This is a genomic window from Reichenbachiella sp., assembly GCF_965223055.1.
Classification (GTDB): Bacteria; Bacteroidota; Bacteroidia; order Cytophagales; family Cyclobacteriaceae; genus Reichenbachiella.
Genome location: NZ_CBDCVM010000011.1, coordinates 881,202 through 896,994, shown reverse-complemented (window position 1 = coordinate 896,994; position 15,793 = coordinate 881,202). Strand labels below are relative to the sequence as shown.

Genomic DNA, 15,793 nt, shown 5'->3' with positions numbered 1-15,793 from the left:
ACAATTTATGTTGTACAGGTACCTGTACAACTCCAAGTATCGGTTCTCCATTGTGAATCAATGCTATATTGACGGTGAATTCTCCATTACGTTTGATGAATTCTTTGGTGCCATCTAAAGGATCAATCATCCAAAAGTAATCCCAATCTTTTCTTTCTTCATAAGAAATGTCTCGACCTTCTTCGCTTAGAATTGGCAAGTGTGTTTTTTCGAGTTCAGCCACAATAGCTAAGTGGGACGCTTGGTCTGCTTTCGTTAGAGGAGAATCATCAGCCTTGGCTTCGATGGAAAAGTCTCCACTTTCATAGATTTTCAGTATTTCTTCTGCGGCATTAATCGCCGCAGTTTTGGCTATTTCAAGTAGTGGTTGTAAATTCATTTTATGGCAATTAGCCATTAGCTATTAGTCATTGGCTGAAATGACATAAGCCAATCGCCAAAAGCCAAGTGCCAACGGCGATTAAACAATCATTCCAGCAGCTACGGTCTCATTGGTAGCTTCATCCACCAATATCAAACTACCGGTCACTCTATTTTTCTTATAAGAGTCAGCCAAAAGTGGTTTGGTGGTCCTCAATCTCATTTTGCAAATGTCATTAGCCTTGATGTCTTTATCTTCTTCATTTCTATGCAAAGTGCTGATGTCCAGTTTGTAGCTGATCTCTTTGATCATAGTTTTAGCTTCTGCGGTTGTATGACGAAGAATATATTTTGCTCTTGGCTTTGGGCCTTGAGGGTTCAGCCAGCACACCATGACTTCAATATCCTGAATTGGTTCAGGTTTATTGTTGGTTCTTACAATCATGTCTCCACGTCCTACATCTATATCGTCTTCCAACTGGATGGAAACGGACATCGGGGCGAATGCTTCTTCAATTTCGCCGTTGAAGGTGTCTATTGATTTTATTTTTGAACTAAACCCTGATGGAACGACAGTAACCTCATCGCCAGGTTTGAATACCCCACTTGCTATTCGCCCGGCATAACCACGGTAATCGTGATACTTGTCATTTTTTGGACGAATTACTGTTTGGACTGGGAACCTACAGTCGATATGGTTGTGATCACTTCCGATATGAATGTTTTCTAAGGTATAGAGTAGCGTAGAGCCTTCGAACCAAGACATATTTTCGCTTCGATTAACAACATTGTCTCCATTCAGAGCAGAAATTGGGATAAATCTCACGTCTTTTACTTCTAATTTAGAAGCAAAAGCCTCGTAATCTTCTTTGATTTTTTCGAATACTTCTTGACTATAATCGACCAAGTCCATTTTGTTCACACAAACCACTACATGAGGGATTTGTAGAAGCGAAGCAATGATAGAATGCCTTTGGGTTTGTTCGATCACACCTTTTCTGGCATCAACCAAAAGTAGCGCACAGTTAGCTGTAGACGCACCAGTGACCATATTTCTCGTATACTGAATATGGCCTGGAGTATCAGCGATTATAAATTTCCTTTTTGGCGTCGCAAAATATCTGTAGGCGACGTCTATAGTAATTCCCTGCTCCCGCTCATCTTTTAGACCATCGGTTAGAAGAGCAAGGTCAGTGTGCTCTAGTCCTTTTCTTTCACTCGACTTGGCCACCTGATCCATTTGATCCTCGAATATCGATTTCGAATCATAGAGTAAGCGTCCAATCAACGTACTTTTTCCATCGTCTACACTACCTGCTGTAGTGAAGCGGAGTAGTTCCATATCTAAGTAAGAGTTGTTATCGTGTTTTTCCATATTCTGCTATTAGCTTTTGGCCATTGGCCTCTGGCAATTTTTAATGGTTTAACTTATTTCTTAGTGAGTTTAATTTTTTGGCTAATGTTGATAATTTTTCTTCTAATCTGTCAAACTCCTGTTTGTTTAGTATTTTGATTCTTTTGCTCAAGAAAAGTTGCGATCTAACTTCAAAAATTGATCCCATAGCTATTTCTATGAATCTATTAAACTCTTTGTCTGATGATCTGCTTGCCCCTTCAGCAATATTTGACGAGATAGAAACAGCAGCACGTCGGATCTGAGAAATCAAACCAAATTTTTCTTCATTTGGAAAACCGCTAGAAGTCTCATATATCAACTGAGCAATTTCAATGGCTAATTCCCAGACCTCGTACTTTGTAAAATCTCTCATAGCTAATGGCTAAAAGCAAACAGCCAATTGCAATTAAAAATACCCTTGTTTCTTCCTATCCTCCATTGACGTCTCAGATCGCTTATCATCTTCTCTATTTCCTCTTTCTGTCTGACGAGCAGAAGCTACCTCATCTACGATTTTCTCCAAGGTGTCTGCATCAGATTCATCCCCTCCGGTAATAGTTATGTCTCCTAAAGTTCTGAATCTAATTTTCTTAGTTACAATTTCTTCGTCATCAGCAATTTGGATATAATCAGATACAGGTAACCAAGTGTTACTTCTTCTAATAACCTGTCTTTCATGAGCGAAGTAAAGGCTTGGTAGAGCTATGTTTTCTGATAAGATATATTGCCAAACATCCATTTCTGTCCAGTTGCTTAGAGGGAATACTCTGAAGTGCTCCCCTTGGTGACACCTTCCATTAAAGATGTTCCACAGTTCTGGTCTTTGATTTTTTGGATCCCATTGACCAAATTCATCACGGTGTGAGAAGAACCTTTCTTTTGCTCGAGCTTTTTCTTCGTCTCGACGTGCCCCACCGATACAAGCATCAAATTCATGCTCTTCAATAGTGTCCAATAAAGTTACTGTTTGAATAGCATTGCGGTTCGCATTTTTGCCTTTCTCTTCGGCCGCAGCACCGTCGTCGATTGACTTTTGCACAGATCCAACAATGAGTTTTACTCCAAGTTCTTCCACATACTTATTGCGGAACTCCATTGTTTCCGGAAAGTTATGTCCAGTGTCGACATGAACAAATGGAAAAGGAATTTTCGAAGGATAAAAAGCTTTTCTGGCCAAATGTGCTACGCAAATAGAGTCTTTTCCTCCTGAGAAGAGTATTGCTGGATTTTCGAACTGGGCAAATACCTCTCGAAGTATGTATATCGCTTCAGCTTCAAGCTCTTTGATGTGAGTCAGATTATAGTTTGACATATGAGTGCTTAATCTTTGTTTTTTTGTCAGGAGACCGAAGACAGAAGTCTGGAGTCTTCATGAATCTTAATTATTTAATATTTTTTCTAAATGCAACCATCATGTTCATTAAATCGAATGAATCGTCATAATGCTTTTTGAAAGTACTTTCAGAAATGTAATTTCTTCTTTTTGCCTTATGCAAGCACGTGACCACTTCTGCTAGTGAGCGAATGGAGTAGCCTACAAACTTTCTGAATTCAGGGTTAGATTGTCCAATTGATCCCTCAGAAATATTCAAAGCAATAGAATCAACAGCTCTACAAATTTGCGAAGAAAGATTGAACTTCTCTTTTTCAGGAAATGCTTGAGACAAGGAATTAATATCTTCTCCAAACTCCATGGCCTTCTGCCAAATCAATATTTTCTCAAATTTGAAACTCATAATTCTTAAATACCCTCTTCCGACTCTCGACTTCCAACTTCTGACTCCCGGCTTCCGACAACCCTTATTTTTTTTATAACAATATCATATATGCGTTGGACTCCTTCTTCAATGGATAACTGATGAGAGAGTATTTCAATATCTGCATTTTTGGGTGCTTCGAATGGAGAATCAATACCAGTGAAATTCCTGATTTCCCCTTCTCTGGCTTTTTGATAAAGACCTTTTACATCTCTTTTTTCACATTCTTCCAAAGGACAATTAACAAATACCTCGACATAACTGTCTCCCATCATTTCTTTTACCTTTCTTCTTTCTTCTTCGAAAGGAGTGATAAAAGCGGTGAGTACAACTGTGCCAGCGTCCACAAATAAATTTGAAACCTCAGTAATTCTACGAAGATTTTCCTTTCTGCTTTCGTCAGAAAAGTCCAAATCTTTGTTAAGTCCACTTCGGATGTTATCTCCATCTAAGATATAGGTGTTTATGCCTTCATTGAAGAGCTTGGTTTCCAAGCCGCTTGCTAAAGTGGATTTCCCAGAACCTGACAGCCCGACAAACCAAATAAGAATGGGCTGGTAGCCTAATTTTTTTAATTCTATCAGCCTGTTTGATGTTGTGATTATGTGGTATGATGTATTCGGTCATGCTGTAGATTTTTTATCTCTTCGATTGTCAAGTCCCAAGTTTATTCTATACCAGATTTCTTCATGGCCATAATAAAACGCCATTTTAAGTATGGTTTCTACGATAGCAATCCAACCCGCTTTTTCCAACGTGCCTTGGTCTTCTTTGAAAATCCAAACGACTAAAATAAACGTTGTGAGCCCTGCAATAGCACGCCACGTAAAGGCCTTAATCAAATGCCTGGTACGTGGGCTGATATTGGCACTGAGGTTGAACCAGAAGCGTTCATGAAAATAATAAAGCAATAGCTTGATCGCCACATCCAAAACTGCTAGCAATCCAAGCTGAGTACTGCTAATGCCCCCTTGAATATAGGCTGCGACACTCAGTGTTGTGCCAGTAGCAATTGCTCTCCACGTTATTGATTTAGTAATATGTCTGACCCTACTGTCCATGTTTGTTGAAATATTAGATAAGAAAAAATGAAAACGAATCCTGACTTTGCATCAGGCAATAAACAAAACATCAACAGCAGGTGGTTGATTGGTGTGTTCTGTATGTAAATAGTGTTTTCAATTTCCTATCTGTAGGGTTAAATGAGGCGCAAACTTAGCAACAAAAGTTAAATCCAAAAGCATCTTGGCTTAAAAACTATAGACAACCATCAGAAATTGATTTAGGAAGTATGCCTTTTACGTCATAGACTACTGCTTCTTGTTTTAATTCTTTCCAATTTATTGACTTGAATTCGTCGTGAGCAACTGCTAAAATGTAAGTGGAATATCCTGAAGAAATATCATGGTTTAGCTTGTAACCATATTCGTGTTTCACTTCTTCAGCATTAGCCAGTGGATCATGAAGATCAACTTGAATATTGTACTTTTCTAATTCATGAACAATGTCGATGACTTTGGTGTTTCGTATGTCAGGACAATTTTCTTTAAAAGTTAAGCCAAGAATCAGAACTTTCGAATTCACAATTTCCAGTCCTTTTCCAGCCATAAGTTGCACCACTTCCTGAGCGACGTGTTTGCCCATATTGTCATTGATGCGTCGACCGGCCAATATCACTTCCGGTAAATAGCCAACGCTTTCTGCCTTGTGAGTTAAGTAATAAGGGTCTACGCCAATACAATGCCCGCCTACAAGGCCTGACTTGAAGGGAAGGAAGTTCCATTTTGTTGTGGCAGCTGCAAGTACTTCATGTGTATCAATGCCAATTCTATTAAAAATTAGGGCTAGCTCATTCACAAAAGCGATATTGATATCACGTTGAGCATTTTCAATTACCTTGGCTGCCTCAGCGACTTTGAATGAAGAGGCTCTGTGAGTCCCCGCCGTAATGATAGAGGCGTAAAAGTCATCGACTATTTCGGCAATTGCTTCTGTGCTACCACTAGTAACTTTGAGTATATCTTTTACTCCTCGCTCTTTATCTCCTGGATTGATCCTCTCGGGTGAATAACCGCAAAAGAAGTCATGGTTGAACTTGAGATCAGAAGTCTTTTCTAATACCGGAACACATTCATCTTCTGTACACCCCGGGAAAACTGTTGACTCGTACACTACAACATCTCCCTTTTTTAGAAAGCTGCCAACTAGAGCGGATGCTGATTTGAGTAAAGACAAATCAGGATTGTTGTTACTGTCGATAGGAGTAGGAACAGTAACAATGTAGAAGTTAGCAGCATCAAGCTCTGTTTCATCTGCCGTGAATAATATATTATTGGTTGAAGCAACTTGCTTGAAATCAACTTCTCCAGTGCGATCATATTGATCATTTAACTCATCAATTCGACTTTTGTTGATGTCAAACCCCAGGGTTGGATACTTTTCAGAGGTGGCCACTGCCAAAGGCAGACCAACATACCCTAGTCCTATAATGGCCACGCTGAAGTCCATGTCAGTTATCCCTTTACCTTTTTCATAAAATACTCGAGTGTTGGTTTCAATCCTTCACTTCTGGAGAATTTGGGTTCCCAACCTAAAACTTCTTTTGCTTTTGAAATATTTGGTTGACGCTGTTTTGGGTCATCCTTCGGCAATGGCTTGTAGGCTATTTTTGATTGACTTCCGGTAAGCTTCAAAATTTCCTCTGCGAATTGGTTGATGGTAATTTCGCTTGGATTTCCAATGTTGACAGGGTCTGCACAATCGCTCAGTAGCAATCTATAAATGCCTTCAACCAAATCATCTACATAACAAAACGATCGAGTTTGTGAACCATCCCCAAAAGCAGTCAAGTCTTCACCTCTTAGTGCCTGTCCTATGAATGCCGGCAATACACGTCCATCATCCAGTCGCATTCTTGGCCCATAGGTATTGAAAATTCTTACTATTCTGGTTTCTACTCCATGAAAAGTGTGATAGGCCATTGTCATGGCTTCTTGAAACCTCTTAGCTTCGTCATACACCCCACGTGGCCCCACTGGATTCACATTGCCCCAATATTCTTCCGTTTGTGGGTGAACTAATGGATCTCCATATACCTCAGAAGTTGAAGCGATCAACATTCGAGCTCCTTTTGCCCTAGCCAATCCTAGAAGGTTGTGAGTCCCTAAGGATCCAACTTTCAAGGTTTGTATAGGCATTTTCAGGTAGTCAATAGGACTAGCAGGTGAGGCGAAATGCATGATGTAGTCAAGTTCTCCAGATACATGAACAAACTTAGAGACATCATGATTGTAAAACTCAAAGTCTTCTCTTTGAAAAAGATGCTCAATATTGTCTAATGATCCTGTGATCAAATTGTCCATGGCTATAACATGGCAACCTTCTTTTAAAAATCTATCACATAAATGAGAGCCTAAAAAACCAGCTCCTCCTGTAATTAATACTCTTTTTTTAGTCATTTGTATTTAAAGTTTTGATACAGTATCATTAAAAGCACTGTAAGTTTTATCTCTTTCAGAAAGGATGATATCTTTTTCGTCTAATGCCCATTTAATGTTTAAGTTTTGATCATTATGACGAAGTCCATCCTCAAAGTCTGGCGCATAAAAATCATCAATCGCATAAAAAATCTCTGCTTGTTCAGACAACACTAGAAACCCATGAGCAAAGCCTTTGGGAACGAAGAGTTGATTTTTTTTCTTTTCAGAAAGAATGATTGAATAATGCTGCCCAAAAGTAGGCGAATCTTGCCTCAAGTCAATTATTACATCCTGTATTTCTCCTTTGGTCACTGTAACCAGCTTTGATTGAGCGTGTGGTTGTTTTTGAAAATGCATACCTCGAAGGACTCCAAAGGTTGATCTTGAACAGTTAAATTGCTTGGGTTGAAAGTCAATACTGGTTAGTTCTTTGAATACTCTTTGGTTAAACCATTCAAAAAAAAAGCCTCGATGATCCTCAAGAATGTTGGGTTGCAAGTGAAATGCACCGCTAAGAGAAAGTCTTTCTATTTTCATTTTGAATGAGGTAACAATTTCAGTAAATATTCGCCATATCCACTTTTTATTAGAGGCTTGGCAATTCTTTCTAATTGGTCACCATTGATGAAACTCATTTTATAAGCAACCTCTTCGACACATCCTATTTTTAGCCCTTGGCGCTCTTCAATTATTTTCACAAATGAACTAGCCTCATTTAGTGAGGCAAAGGTGCCTGTATCTAACCATGCCGTTCCTCTATCAAGAATTCGCACATTTAGTTTTCCTTCTTCTAAATAAACATTGTTGACAGAAGTTATTTCAAGTTCACCTCTGGCACTTGGTTTTATTGATTCACTTATTTCCACCACTTGGTTGTCATAAAAGTATAATCCAGGAACTGCGTAATTAGATTTTGGGTTTGAAGGCTTTTCTTCAATTGATAATGCTTTGCTGGATTTGTCAAACTCTATTACCCCGTATCTTTCGGGATCTTGCACATGGTAACCAAATACAATTCCTCCTTCAGGGTTGGTGCATTGCTGTAATTTTTTTGATATTCCAGAAGCGTAAAAGATATTATCTCCTAAAACGAGAGCAACTTTGTCTGAGCCGATAAACGCTTTTCCTATTATAAATGCCTGGGCTAAACCTTCTGGTTTTTCCTGAACAGCGTACTGAAAATCGCAGCCAAGGTGACTCCCATCCCCCAAAAGCTCCTCGAATACAGGCAAGTCTCTGGGTGTCGAAATAATTAGGATTTCTCTTATACCAGCAAGCATAAGAGTAGAAAGGGGGTAGTAAATCATGGGCTTATCAAATACTGGAAGTATTTGCTTACTGACTGCCATAGTTAGTGGATGCAGTCTAGTACCTGAGCCGCCTGCCAATATGATTCCTTTCATGACGTTTTAATTCAGAACTGGGTTTTGGAGACAAATTAGCAATCAGAATTTTCCATGGTGATAATAGCCGTGCAGCCATTTGTTAATGGCAGTTCTACAATCATATAAATTTCCGACACATTAGAGATTGGTAGATCGTAAGGATCATCATCAGAAGGGTCAAGAGTAATGACACTGTTTTTGGCTTCATAATTGCCTGATTCTGCATTTGGACTAGCATCGAAATTGGCTGTAAGGGAATAGGTGCCATCTCGGTTAAGTACCAATTCCATACAAGAAATACACCTTTCAATATTGTAGATACAATTCAATGCTCCATTGTTTAGAGGATCATCACAATTCTCTCTCTCAATATGAGTGGCTAACCAAGTGCCCAAAATGACACTTTCAGTACTGTCATCACCACAGCTACTCAATAGCAATTGACTTGAAAGGAACAAGCCTATTAAACATCGTTTCATATTTTTTTCAATGAAATTTTAATTAAAGAGAAGCCAAAATTAGTTATTCGAAGATGAAAAGGGAATTTAATCTTCAATGATTACACCACTAGCTACAAAATTATATTCCATTTTTGGTTCCGTAATCATGGCAATGGTTTCTTCAGATTCTCCTGCATCCTTTGCATAATGGCGCAATTCTTCTATTGAAGTCTCTTGCTTAACACAATAACCATTAACTATTGCATTGTTTCCTTTAGCACCGCTCTTTGGCACAAAAAAGGCATAATCTTTAAATGTGACTCTAAGATTGTTTTTTTCTCCAGTTTTGAGTTGCATCCAACAGCCCTTTACAGCGCAGGTCTTTTCAATGGTTCCCGAAAGGACAATAGAAACGGAGTCAGATGTTTTCATTAATGCTGGGAGTTGAGAAATATCTTTGGCTTGAGATGCGTCAAATGATTCCCCATAGGTTACAGCATTATTTTTTTTCTCGGAATTGCTTTTTTCCGAACAGGAGAAAAGAGCAAGATACAGGAGGGAAAGTAGGATGACGTTTTTCATTTGAGTTTGGATTTAAGTTGCATAATACGGTTATATGATATTCTAATACGATCTTCAGATATTTCGCCTTGGGCTACATAATCGCTAATGATAGCATGAATTTGAGATGGAGTTCGTCTTTCGTTGCCAGGCACGTTATTGCAAAACAGCATGACATCCACACCAGCATTGATGGCCATTTTTATTGATTCTTCAAATCCAAAGTTCTTGGATATGGCGTGCATTTGCATATCGTCTGTAAAGACTACTCCTTGATAATTTAAAACACCCCTTAATATATCGTTAATCATGTAAGGGGAGAGCGTAGCGGGTAACTTTTCGGGATCTAAATGTTCATTCACGATATGAGCGGTCATGATAGCATCCACACGGCCCGAATCAAGTAGGTATTTGTATGGCATTAGCTCAGCAAATTGCCAGGTAGCGCTGACATCTGCCACGCCCAGATGTGAATCGTTTTTGGAACTGCCATGACCAGGAAAATGCTTAAGTACGGTCAATACATTGTTGTCTCGGTGTACTTCGATCACTTTTTGTGCATGCCGAGCTACGATTTTTGGGTCATCCGAATAGCTTCTCCCAAGCTTAGCAATGACCGGATTGTCTGGATTGATGGCTACATCTACGTCAGGGGCATAATTGACATTAATGCCATATGTATTTAATGTACTTGCTGTGTTGTTGGCATAAAATGCAGTTGTATCTAAATTGTTAATCGAGCCTAATTCACCTGCTTGTTTCGTTACTGGGAATCCATATTTGGTTTTTAATCGATTTACTCGACCTCCTTCTTCATCTATACTAATGAACAGTGGAATGGAAGCTGCTGCTTTTAAAGAATCTATGGTTCTTTTGAGTTGTACTTTAGGTCGTTCTTTGTTGATGTTTTTTTCGAAAAAGATAACTCCACCCACTTTTCCTGATTTGATTTCATCAATGATTTCTGCGTCGTTTGGCAAATAGGAAAAATCTCCAATTCCGGTCAAAATCATTTGACCTATCATAACATCAAGACTCACACTATCTTCTATATCTACGACTTGTTGTGCTTGGAGCGAAGTGATAGACAGGGCTAAAAAGACAAAAGGTAAAAATCTGTTCATACAATTACTGAAAAATTTCGATGCAATATAAGTAAGTAATTCTGTTTAGTTTTGCAGGCACTTTGTCTAAAGACACATATAATGCCACCTTTTGGTGCTTTGAAATTATAACAGTACATTTAGTTTATGCAAATCGAGCCCGGTAAGTTACTCGCCCAAATCAACTCTCCCGCGGACATGAAGGATTTAGATGCTGTCCAGTTGGTCAAGCTGTCTGAAGAACTTCGTCAATACATTGTGGACGTAGTGTCTGTTTATGGTGGCCACTTTGGTGCCAGTTTAGGTGTAGTTGAATTAACTGTTGCGCTTCATCACGTTTTCAATACGCCAGATGACCAATTAGTGTGGGATGTGGGGCACCAGGCTTATGGTCATAAGATCTTAACGGGTCGAAGAGATCAATTTCATACCAATAGGTTCTATAAAGGGCTATCCGGTTTTCCAAAGAGAAAAGAAAGTGAATATGATGCTTTTGGTGTTGGTCATTCGTCCACGTCAATTTCTGCTGCCCTTGGGATGGCGGAAGCTTCGAGACATAAAAACGAAAAAGACAGACAGCACATTGCAGTCATAGGCGATGGTGCAATGACAGGAGGAATGGCTTTTGAGGCCATGAATCATGCAGGAGTTTCTAACTCAAATTTGCTGATCATTCTCAATGACAATTGTATGTCTATTGACCCTAACGTGGGAGCGCTGAGAGATTATTTGACTGATATCACCACTTCGAAAACGTACAATAAAATGCGTGATGAGGTTTGGAATATTTTGGGAAAAATCAGCAAGTTTGGCCCCAACGCTCAAGAAATTGGTTCAAAGGTAGAAAGTAGCGTAAAGTCTTTTTTACTCAAGCAAAGTAATTTATTCGAGTCTCTTAACCTGAGGTACTTTGGCCCGATCGATGGTCACGATGTCAATCATTTGACCAGCGTATTAAAAGATTTAAAAGACATTCCTGGACCAAAAATCCTTCACTGCTTAACTAAAAAAGGAAAAGGCTATTCTCTAGCAGAAAAAGACCAAACCAAATGGCATGCGCCTGGAACTTTTGATAAGCTGACAGGAGAAATTTATAAGAAAGTTTACGAAACACCTCAACCACCGAAATATCAGGAGGTTTTTGGTCATACAATTGTTGAGTTGGCTGAAAAAAATGATAAGATCATGGGGATTACCCCAGCCATGCCTTCCGGCTCTTCCATGAATATTATGATGAAGGCCATGCCTGACCGAGCGTATGATGTGGGCATTGCTGAGCAGCATGCAGTGACTTTTTCTGCTGGTTTGGCCACACAAGGACTGGTGCCATTCTGCAATATCTACTCTACTTTCATGCAACGTGCCTATGACCAGGTCATTCATGATGTGGCCATACAAAATTTGAACGTAGTGTTTTGCTTGGATCGTGCAGGGTTTGCTGGAGCTGATGGGCCTACCCATCATGGCAATTATGATATTTCTTTCTTCCGATGCATTCCGAATATGGTGATATCAGCCCCAATGAACGAGGAGGAACTAAGAAATCTGATGTACACTGCTCAACTTCCAGATCAAGGGCCATTTTCTATCAGATATCCTCGTGGCAATGGCGTTATGCCTGATTGGAAAACTCCATTTGAAGAGATCAAAGTAGGAAAGGGCAGAAAACTAAGAGATGGTGATGAATTGGCTTACTTGACACTTGGTCACATAGGTAATTATGCCACCGTAGCATGTGAGAAACTAGAAAAGGACGGACTTTCGGTAGGGCACTATGACATGCGATTCGTAAAACCACTTGACGAAGAAATGCTGCATGAGGTCTTCAAAAATCATAAATACGTCATCACAGTTGAAGACGGCTGCCTACAAGGAGGATTCGGCAGCGCCATTCTAGAGTTTATGGCAGATCATGGTTATCAAAGCAAAGTGGTTCGTCTTGGAATTCCAGATGAAGTTATTGAACACGGAACGCAGGTGGAGTTACACAAAGAATGTGGCTTTGACCCAGAAGGTCTTTATCAATCGGCAAAAAAATTATTGTCACTCGAGGCAGTTTAAGCCCTAAATTTCATTAGTTGTTTTCATTATCATATGAAATCTAATCTTGGAGTGTTCCAAAATACGTATATTGTATTTTAGCGCAAATATGAGAATGGCAAATAGATACACAGCACTTTGTTTTTTAGGATTAGTACTTAGTCTCTTTTCTTGCAAACGTTCCAATTTAGAAATGACTGCACTGGAGGATGCTCCCCAATTAGAGGATTCTACTTATGGATATGACCCTCAGCAAATGATCGAAATGGATTTTGATCAGATTAAGGAACGAGGGTATTTCACCGCAATAGTTGACAATAGCTCCACGGGAATGTTTCTATACAGGGGCGAACCGATGGGGTATGAATATGAATTATTATCTCTTTTCGCTGAAAGTATTGGTATTGAAATTAAATTCGATATCACCCCTAGTCTTGAAGATGGCTTTAGAAAGTTGAATGGAGGACAAGGAGATATACTGGCTTATAATTTATCTGTGACGAAGGAACGTCAAAAATTCATGGATTTCACTACCCCTCACAATTTTGTTCGACAGGTGTTAGTCCAAAGAAAGCCTGACAACTGGAGAGATATGAAACTTCATGAAATAGAAAAGACATTTCTAAGAAACCCTATAGAGCTTATAGGCAAGGAAGTTTATGTTAGGAAAGGCTCGGCTTACACCACAAGGTTAAAACATTTAGCAGAGGAAGTAGGTGGAGATATTTTGATTGTTGAAGAGTTTGATGAATTGGAAACAGAAGCACTCATTGAAATGGTTTCTCAAGGCAAGATAGACTATACCGTGGCTGACGAAGACGTAGCTTTGGTTAATGCAAGGTATTTTTCAAATTTAGATGTTAAAACTGCTATAAGTTTTCCTCAGCAGATTGCATGGGGAGTAAGAAAAAATGCACCTCAGCTATTGGATACTCTCAATGCATGGATTGGGGGTATGAAGCGAACTAATAATTATTACGCTTTGTACGACAAGTATTTCAAAAGCACTCGAAATAGCAAAAGAATGAAGCAAAGTGATTTCTTCTCTAATAATGCAGAAAAAATATCGCCTTACGATAGTCTAATAAAATTAGGCGCAGAAAAGTTGAATTGGGATTGGCTGCTTTTAGCGGCGCAAATTTCAAAAGAGTCGCGCTTTGATCCTCATGCTGAATCATGGGTAGGTGCAAGAGGACTGATGCAGGTAATGCCGAAAACAGGAAAGTCCTATGGAGTAAAGAATTTATTCAGTCCGTCTCAAAACATCAAAGCCGGAGTAAAACATATCATGTGGCTACAAGACGTCTGGAAAGGTATCGCTGATGAAGAACAAAGATTGCAATTTGTTTTAGCATCCTATAATGTAGGCCAAGGACATGTACAGGATGCCGTGCGATTGGCAGAAAAAAATGGCAAGAACCCTCAAAACTGGGAATATGTTGCGAACTATTTGAGGCTAAAGTCTAAAAAGAAATACTATACTGACCCAGTAGTAAAATTTGGATACTGCCGAGGAGATGAGCCTGTCGACTATGTGGAAGATATTTTATATAGATATAGTCGCTATCTTCAATTGATTCAAAGTGGCGGGGCTATAGCTGAGCCGTCAGAATAATTGGAATACTTAAAGGAGTTACCGGAAATGTTCTATTTAGGTATTATCTTTAGAATTCATAATCAGTCAATTTGTTCCTATGACCCCACAACTTCATCAACTCTATATTGAATATATAAAGGCAAGAAAAATTAAGATCCCAGAAGATCAATTTAATTATTTGGCCAAGCTGTACCCAGCGTTATTGGTCTGTATGAGTGATGGGAAACTAGATCAAGAGGAGTGGGATGGTATTGTGATGGCCACTCGTGGATTATCTGCAGAATTTGTAAAATCGCCAGAAGACAACAGAGACCTGATTGCCATGTCTTTCCGAACGGAAATCCGTTATCTTCTTGATAATGTGGATAGATGGAACAAGAAATTCCTAAATGCAATTCATGCCTCTATTCAAGGCAATAAAATGGATCAAGAATTCATCATGGAGACCATGTATCTTTTTGCCAATATCACTGATGGTATATCTGACGAAGAAGAAGAGGCTATTCGTAAACTAGCTCATCGGCTAGAAATCGATCAATCTTGAGGCTTCGGAAGCTTTACTTGATCTAGATAGAAAAACAGACGATTGGATTTGTAGTTAAGTGGAGATATTTTCGTGATTTCCACCGATTTGTGATTGATGAAAACTTCGAAATAATTTCCTTCTAATAAGAACAAATTTACCTTGTATTCATAGTAGCGAATGTCAGTAACGAAAGTTCCGTTTTTGTAAATATGTTGAACCTGCTCCCCTAGGGACATGTTCAGAAATTGCACCTGGGTCATTTTATCATAATGTTGTTGATATGAATATAACTAAAAATCCAGGAAATCTTTTAGCGATTTATCGAATATTAAATCATGTTTGTCCTGAAGGATTTCATCCAAATGGTTGTGATATTCATCGAAAGAAGTGAGGTTGTTGTGTTTTCCTCCGTGAATGGGTATCAATCGAGTGGTCAATGGTGCCTCTTTACGTAATCTAACACTAGATCGGTATGGAATTAACCCATCTTTGGTCCCATGAATAATGTAAATGGGACACTTTACATACTTGATCCAGATGTCAGTTCGGATGTGGTATTTGAGTAAAATGGACAATGGAAGAAAAAACAGCCACCTAGAGGTCAGTTGAGAAAGGCTGTAATAAGGAGCATCCAGAATGAGCATTTTCGGATGATTTTTGGAAGCAAGCTTTGCGGCAAAACCTGATCCCATCGACCGTCCGTATATGATAATTTTTTTTTCAGGATACCATGATCTAACGCGATTATAAACAAACTGACTGTCTTTGTAAATAGCCTTTTCAGCTCGTTTTCCAGTGCTCTTGCCAAAACCGCGGTAATCAATAAGAAGTACTTCATAATCGCTTCTGGTAAAGTCTCTGGCATATTTGCTCCACCCCTTGATGCTTCTAGTGTTTCCATGAAAGTAAATGACAATGCCCTTGGAGTTTTTTACAGTGAAATGTAAGCCATTGATCCGAACACCTTCTTCCACATCAAAAAAATGCTCCTCAAAGGGCTCTTCGTACTTGTATTCGAAATCTTCAGGTAGTTTTTCGGGGTGAAACATGAAGTATTCCTGTACGATATAGACGAGTACGGACAGGAAACAGTACAACCCAAGTCCAATCCAGATATACTTTTCCATGTCTTAAAATACAGGAAATATA

Annotated in this window: 19 protein-coding genes; 3 read left to right on the top strand and 16 right to left on the bottom strand. The window is 39.1% G+C overall.

Annotated elements, in window-relative coordinates:
- The 14 genes from ACOQO5_RS15235 to ACOQO5_RS15170 all read right to left on the bottom strand — a co-directional run.
- The coding region (locus ACOQO5_RS15235; RefSeq protein WP_420582546.1) for a 3'(2'),5'-bisphosphate nucleotidase CysQ family protein at positions 1 to 379 on the bottom strand (379 nt) is incomplete at its 3' end.
- An 81-nt stretch (positions 380 to 460) separates the two neighbouring features.
- Positions 461 to 1,735: a sulfate adenylyltransferase subunit 1 gene (locus tag ACOQO5_RS15230; RefSeq protein ID WP_420582545.1), complete on the bottom strand. Its 1,275-nt coding sequence runs from the start codon at positions 1,733 to 1,735 to the stop codon at positions 461 to 463.
- A gap of 40 nt (positions 1,736 to 1,775) precedes the next feature.
- The gene (locus ACOQO5_RS15225; RefSeq protein WP_420582544.1) at positions 1,776 to 2,129 is read right to left on the bottom strand and encodes a four helix bundle protein; all 354 of its coding nucleotides are present in this window, start codon (positions 2,127 to 2,129) and stop codon (positions 1,776 to 1,778) included.
- Positions 2,130 to 2,162: 33 nt separating this feature from the next.
- Complete coding sequence (gene cysD, locus ACOQO5_RS15220) at positions 2,163 to 3,068, bottom strand: sulfate adenylyltransferase subunit CysD (RefSeq protein ID WP_420582543.1); 906 nt, start codon at positions 3,066 to 3,068, stop codon at positions 2,163 to 2,165.
- A 70-nt stretch (positions 3,069 to 3,138) separates the two neighbouring features.
- Positions 3,139 to 3,492, bottom strand: coding sequence for a four helix bundle protein (locus ACOQO5_RS15215; RefSeq protein ID WP_420582542.1), 354 nt, complete (start codon positions 3,490 to 3,492; stop codon positions 3,139 to 3,141).
- Positions 3,493 to 3,497: 5 nt separating this feature from the next.
- Positions 3,498 to 4,043, bottom strand: coding sequence for an adenylyl-sulfate kinase (gene cysC, locus ACOQO5_RS15210; protein WP_420582556.1), 546 nt, complete (start codon positions 4,041 to 4,043; stop codon positions 3,498 to 3,500).
- A gap of 93 nt (positions 4,044 to 4,136) precedes the next feature.
- Positions 4,137 to 4,574: a DUF2061 domain-containing protein gene (locus ACOQO5_RS15205; protein WP_420582541.1), complete on the bottom strand. Its 438-nt coding sequence runs from the start codon at positions 4,572 to 4,574 to the stop codon at positions 4,137 to 4,139.
- Positions 4,575 to 4,770: 196 nt separating this feature from the next.
- Positions 4,771 to 6,021 (bottom strand): nucleotide sugar dehydrogenase, encoded by a 1,251-nt coding sequence (locus tag ACOQO5_RS15200; RefSeq protein ID WP_420582540.1) that lies wholly within the window; start codon positions 6,019 to 6,021, stop codon positions 4,771 to 4,773.
- Positions 6,022 to 6,026: 5 nt separating this feature from the next.
- Entirely contained in the window at positions 6,027 to 6,971 is a 945-nt protein-coding gene (locus tag ACOQO5_RS15195) for a UDP-glucuronic acid decarboxylase family protein (RefSeq protein ID WP_420582539.1), read from the bottom strand.
- Positions 6,972 to 6,977: 6 nt separating this feature from the next.
- Positions 6,978 to 7,529, bottom strand: coding sequence for a dTDP-4-dehydrorhamnose 3,5-epimerase (gene rfbC, locus ACOQO5_RS15190; protein WP_420582538.1), 552 nt, complete (start codon positions 7,527 to 7,529; stop codon positions 6,978 to 6,980).
- Positions 7,526 to 8,395, bottom strand: a complete 870-nt coding sequence (rfbA, locus tag ACOQO5_RS15185; RefSeq protein ID WP_420582537.1) for a glucose-1-phosphate thymidylyltransferase RfbA — start codon at positions 8,393 to 8,395, stop codon at positions 7,526 to 7,528. The genes rfbC and rfbA overlap by 4 nt, the downstream gene beginning before the upstream one ends.
- 35 nt (positions 8,396 to 8,430) lie before the next feature.
- The gene (locus ACOQO5_RS15180) at positions 8,431 to 8,856 is read right to left on the bottom strand and encodes a hypothetical protein (RefSeq protein ID WP_420582536.1); all 426 of its coding nucleotides are present in this window, start codon (positions 8,854 to 8,856) and stop codon (positions 8,431 to 8,433) included.
- Between the two features lie 66 nt (positions 8,857 to 8,922).
- The gene (locus ACOQO5_RS15175; RefSeq protein ID WP_420582535.1) at positions 8,923 to 9,399 is read right to left on the bottom strand and encodes a DUF4920 domain-containing protein; all 477 of its coding nucleotides are present in this window, start codon (positions 9,397 to 9,399) and stop codon (positions 8,923 to 8,925) included.
- Positions 9,396 to 10,502: a glycoside hydrolase family 3 protein gene (locus ACOQO5_RS15170; protein ID WP_420582534.1), complete on the bottom strand. Its 1,107-nt coding sequence runs from the start codon at positions 10,500 to 10,502 to the stop codon at positions 9,396 to 9,398. Before ACOQO5_RS15170 ends, ACOQO5_RS15175 begins: the two co-directional genes overlap by 4 nt.
- 126 nt (positions 10,503 to 10,628) lie before the next feature.
- Between ACOQO5_RS15170 and dxs the strand changes: the two genes are divergently transcribed.
- From dxs to ACOQO5_RS15155, 3 genes are all read left to right on the top strand, one after another.
- Positions 10,629 to 12,542, top strand: coding sequence for a 1-deoxy-D-xylulose-5-phosphate synthase (gene dxs / locus ACOQO5_RS15165; RefSeq protein ID WP_420582533.1), 1,914 nt, complete (start codon positions 10,629 to 10,631; stop codon positions 12,540 to 12,542).
- Positions 12,543 to 12,636: 94 nt separating this feature from the next.
- A complete protein-coding gene (locus ACOQO5_RS15160) occupies positions 12,637 to 14,136 on the top strand; it encodes a transglycosylase SLT domain-containing protein (protein WP_420582532.1) in 1,500 nt (499 codons plus the stop codon).
- Between the two features lie 79 nt (positions 14,137 to 14,215).
- On the top strand, positions 14,216 to 14,662 hold the full coding sequence (locus tag ACOQO5_RS15155; protein ID WP_420582531.1) for a hypothetical protein: 447 nt from the start codon (positions 14,216 to 14,218) through the stop codon (positions 14,660 to 14,662).
- On the opposite strand, the gene ACOQO5_RS15150 is transcribed toward ACOQO5_RS15155, so the two are convergent.
- On the bottom strand, positions 14,653 to 14,904 hold the full coding sequence (locus ACOQO5_RS15150) for a hypothetical protein (protein WP_420582530.1): 252 nt from the start codon (positions 14,902 to 14,904) through the stop codon (positions 14,653 to 14,655). The genes ACOQO5_RS15155 and ACOQO5_RS15150 overlap by 10 nt on opposite strands.
- 30 nt (positions 14,905 to 14,934) lie before the next feature.
- Positions 14,935 to 15,771, bottom strand: a complete 837-nt coding sequence (locus ACOQO5_RS15145) for an alpha/beta hydrolase (RefSeq protein ID WP_420582529.1) — start codon at positions 15,769 to 15,771, stop codon at positions 14,935 to 14,937.
- Positions 15,772 to 15,793 lie beyond the last annotated feature (22 nt).

What these genes read in the sequence shown, in the direction of transcription:
- ACOQO5_RS15155 (WP_420582531.1), top strand. Translation starts at nt 14,216, where the DNA reads ATGACCCCACAACTTCATCAACTCTATATTGAATATATAAAGGCAAGA.
- rfbA (WP_420582537.1), bottom strand. Translation starts at nt 8,395, where the DNA reads ATGAAAGGAATCATATTGGCAGGCGGCTCAGGTACTAGACTGCATCCA.
- ACOQO5_RS15180 (WP_420582536.1), bottom strand. Translation starts at nt 8,856, where the DNA reads ATGAAACGATGTTTAATAGGCTTGTTCCTTTCAAGTCAATTGCTATTG.
- ACOQO5_RS15170 (WP_420582534.1), bottom strand. Translation starts at nt 10,502, where the DNA reads ATGAACAGATTTTTACCTTTTGTCTTTTTAGCCCTGTCTATCACTTCG.
- cysD (WP_420582543.1), bottom strand. Translation starts at nt 3,068, where the DNA reads ATGTCAAACTATAATCTGACTCACATCAAAGAGCTTGAAGCTGAAGCG.
- ACOQO5_RS15225 (WP_420582544.1), bottom strand. Translation starts at nt 2,129, where the DNA reads ATGAGAGATTTTACAAAGTACGAGGTCTGGGAATTAGCCATTGAAATT.
- rfbC (WP_420582538.1), bottom strand. Translation starts at nt 7,529, where the DNA reads ATGAAAATAGAAAGACTTTCTCTTAGCGGTGCATTTCACTTGCAACCC.
- ACOQO5_RS15230 (WP_420582545.1), bottom strand. Translation starts at nt 1,735, where the DNA reads ATGGAAAAACACGATAACAACTCTTACTTAGATATGGAACTACTCCGC.
- ACOQO5_RS15200 (WP_420582540.1), bottom strand. Translation starts at nt 6,021, where the DNA reads ATGGACTTCAGCGTGGCCATTATAGGACTAGGGTATGTTGGTCTGCCT.
- dxs (WP_420582533.1), top strand. Translation starts at nt 10,629, where the DNA reads ATGCAAATCGAGCCCGGTAAGTTACTCGCCCAAATCAACTCTCCCGCG.
- ACOQO5_RS15150 (WP_420582530.1), bottom strand. Translation starts at nt 14,904, where the DNA reads ATGACCCAGGTGCAATTTCTGAACATGTCCCTAGGGGAGCAGGTTCAA.
- ACOQO5_RS15160 (WP_420582532.1), top strand. Translation starts at nt 12,637, where the DNA reads ATGGCAAATAGATACACAGCACTTTGTTTTTTAGGATTAGTACTTAGT.
- ACOQO5_RS15145 (WP_420582529.1), bottom strand. Translation starts at nt 15,771, where the DNA reads ATGGAAAAGTATATCTGGATTGGACTTGGGTTGTACTGTTTCCTGTCC.
- ACOQO5_RS15195 (WP_420582539.1), bottom strand. Translation starts at nt 6,971, where the DNA reads ATGACTAAAAAAAGAGTATTAATTACAGGAGGAGCTGGTTTTTTAGGC.
- ACOQO5_RS15205 (WP_420582541.1), bottom strand. Translation starts at nt 4,574, where the DNA reads ATGGACAGTAGGGTCAGACATATTACTAAATCAATAACGTGGAGAGCA.
- ACOQO5_RS15175 (WP_420582535.1), bottom strand. Translation starts at nt 9,399, where the DNA reads ATGAAAAACGTCATCCTACTTTCCCTCCTGTATCTTGCTCTTTTCTCC.
- ACOQO5_RS15215 (WP_420582542.1), bottom strand. Translation starts at nt 3,492, where the DNA reads ATGAGTTTCAAATTTGAGAAAATATTGATTTGGCAGAAGGCCATGGAG.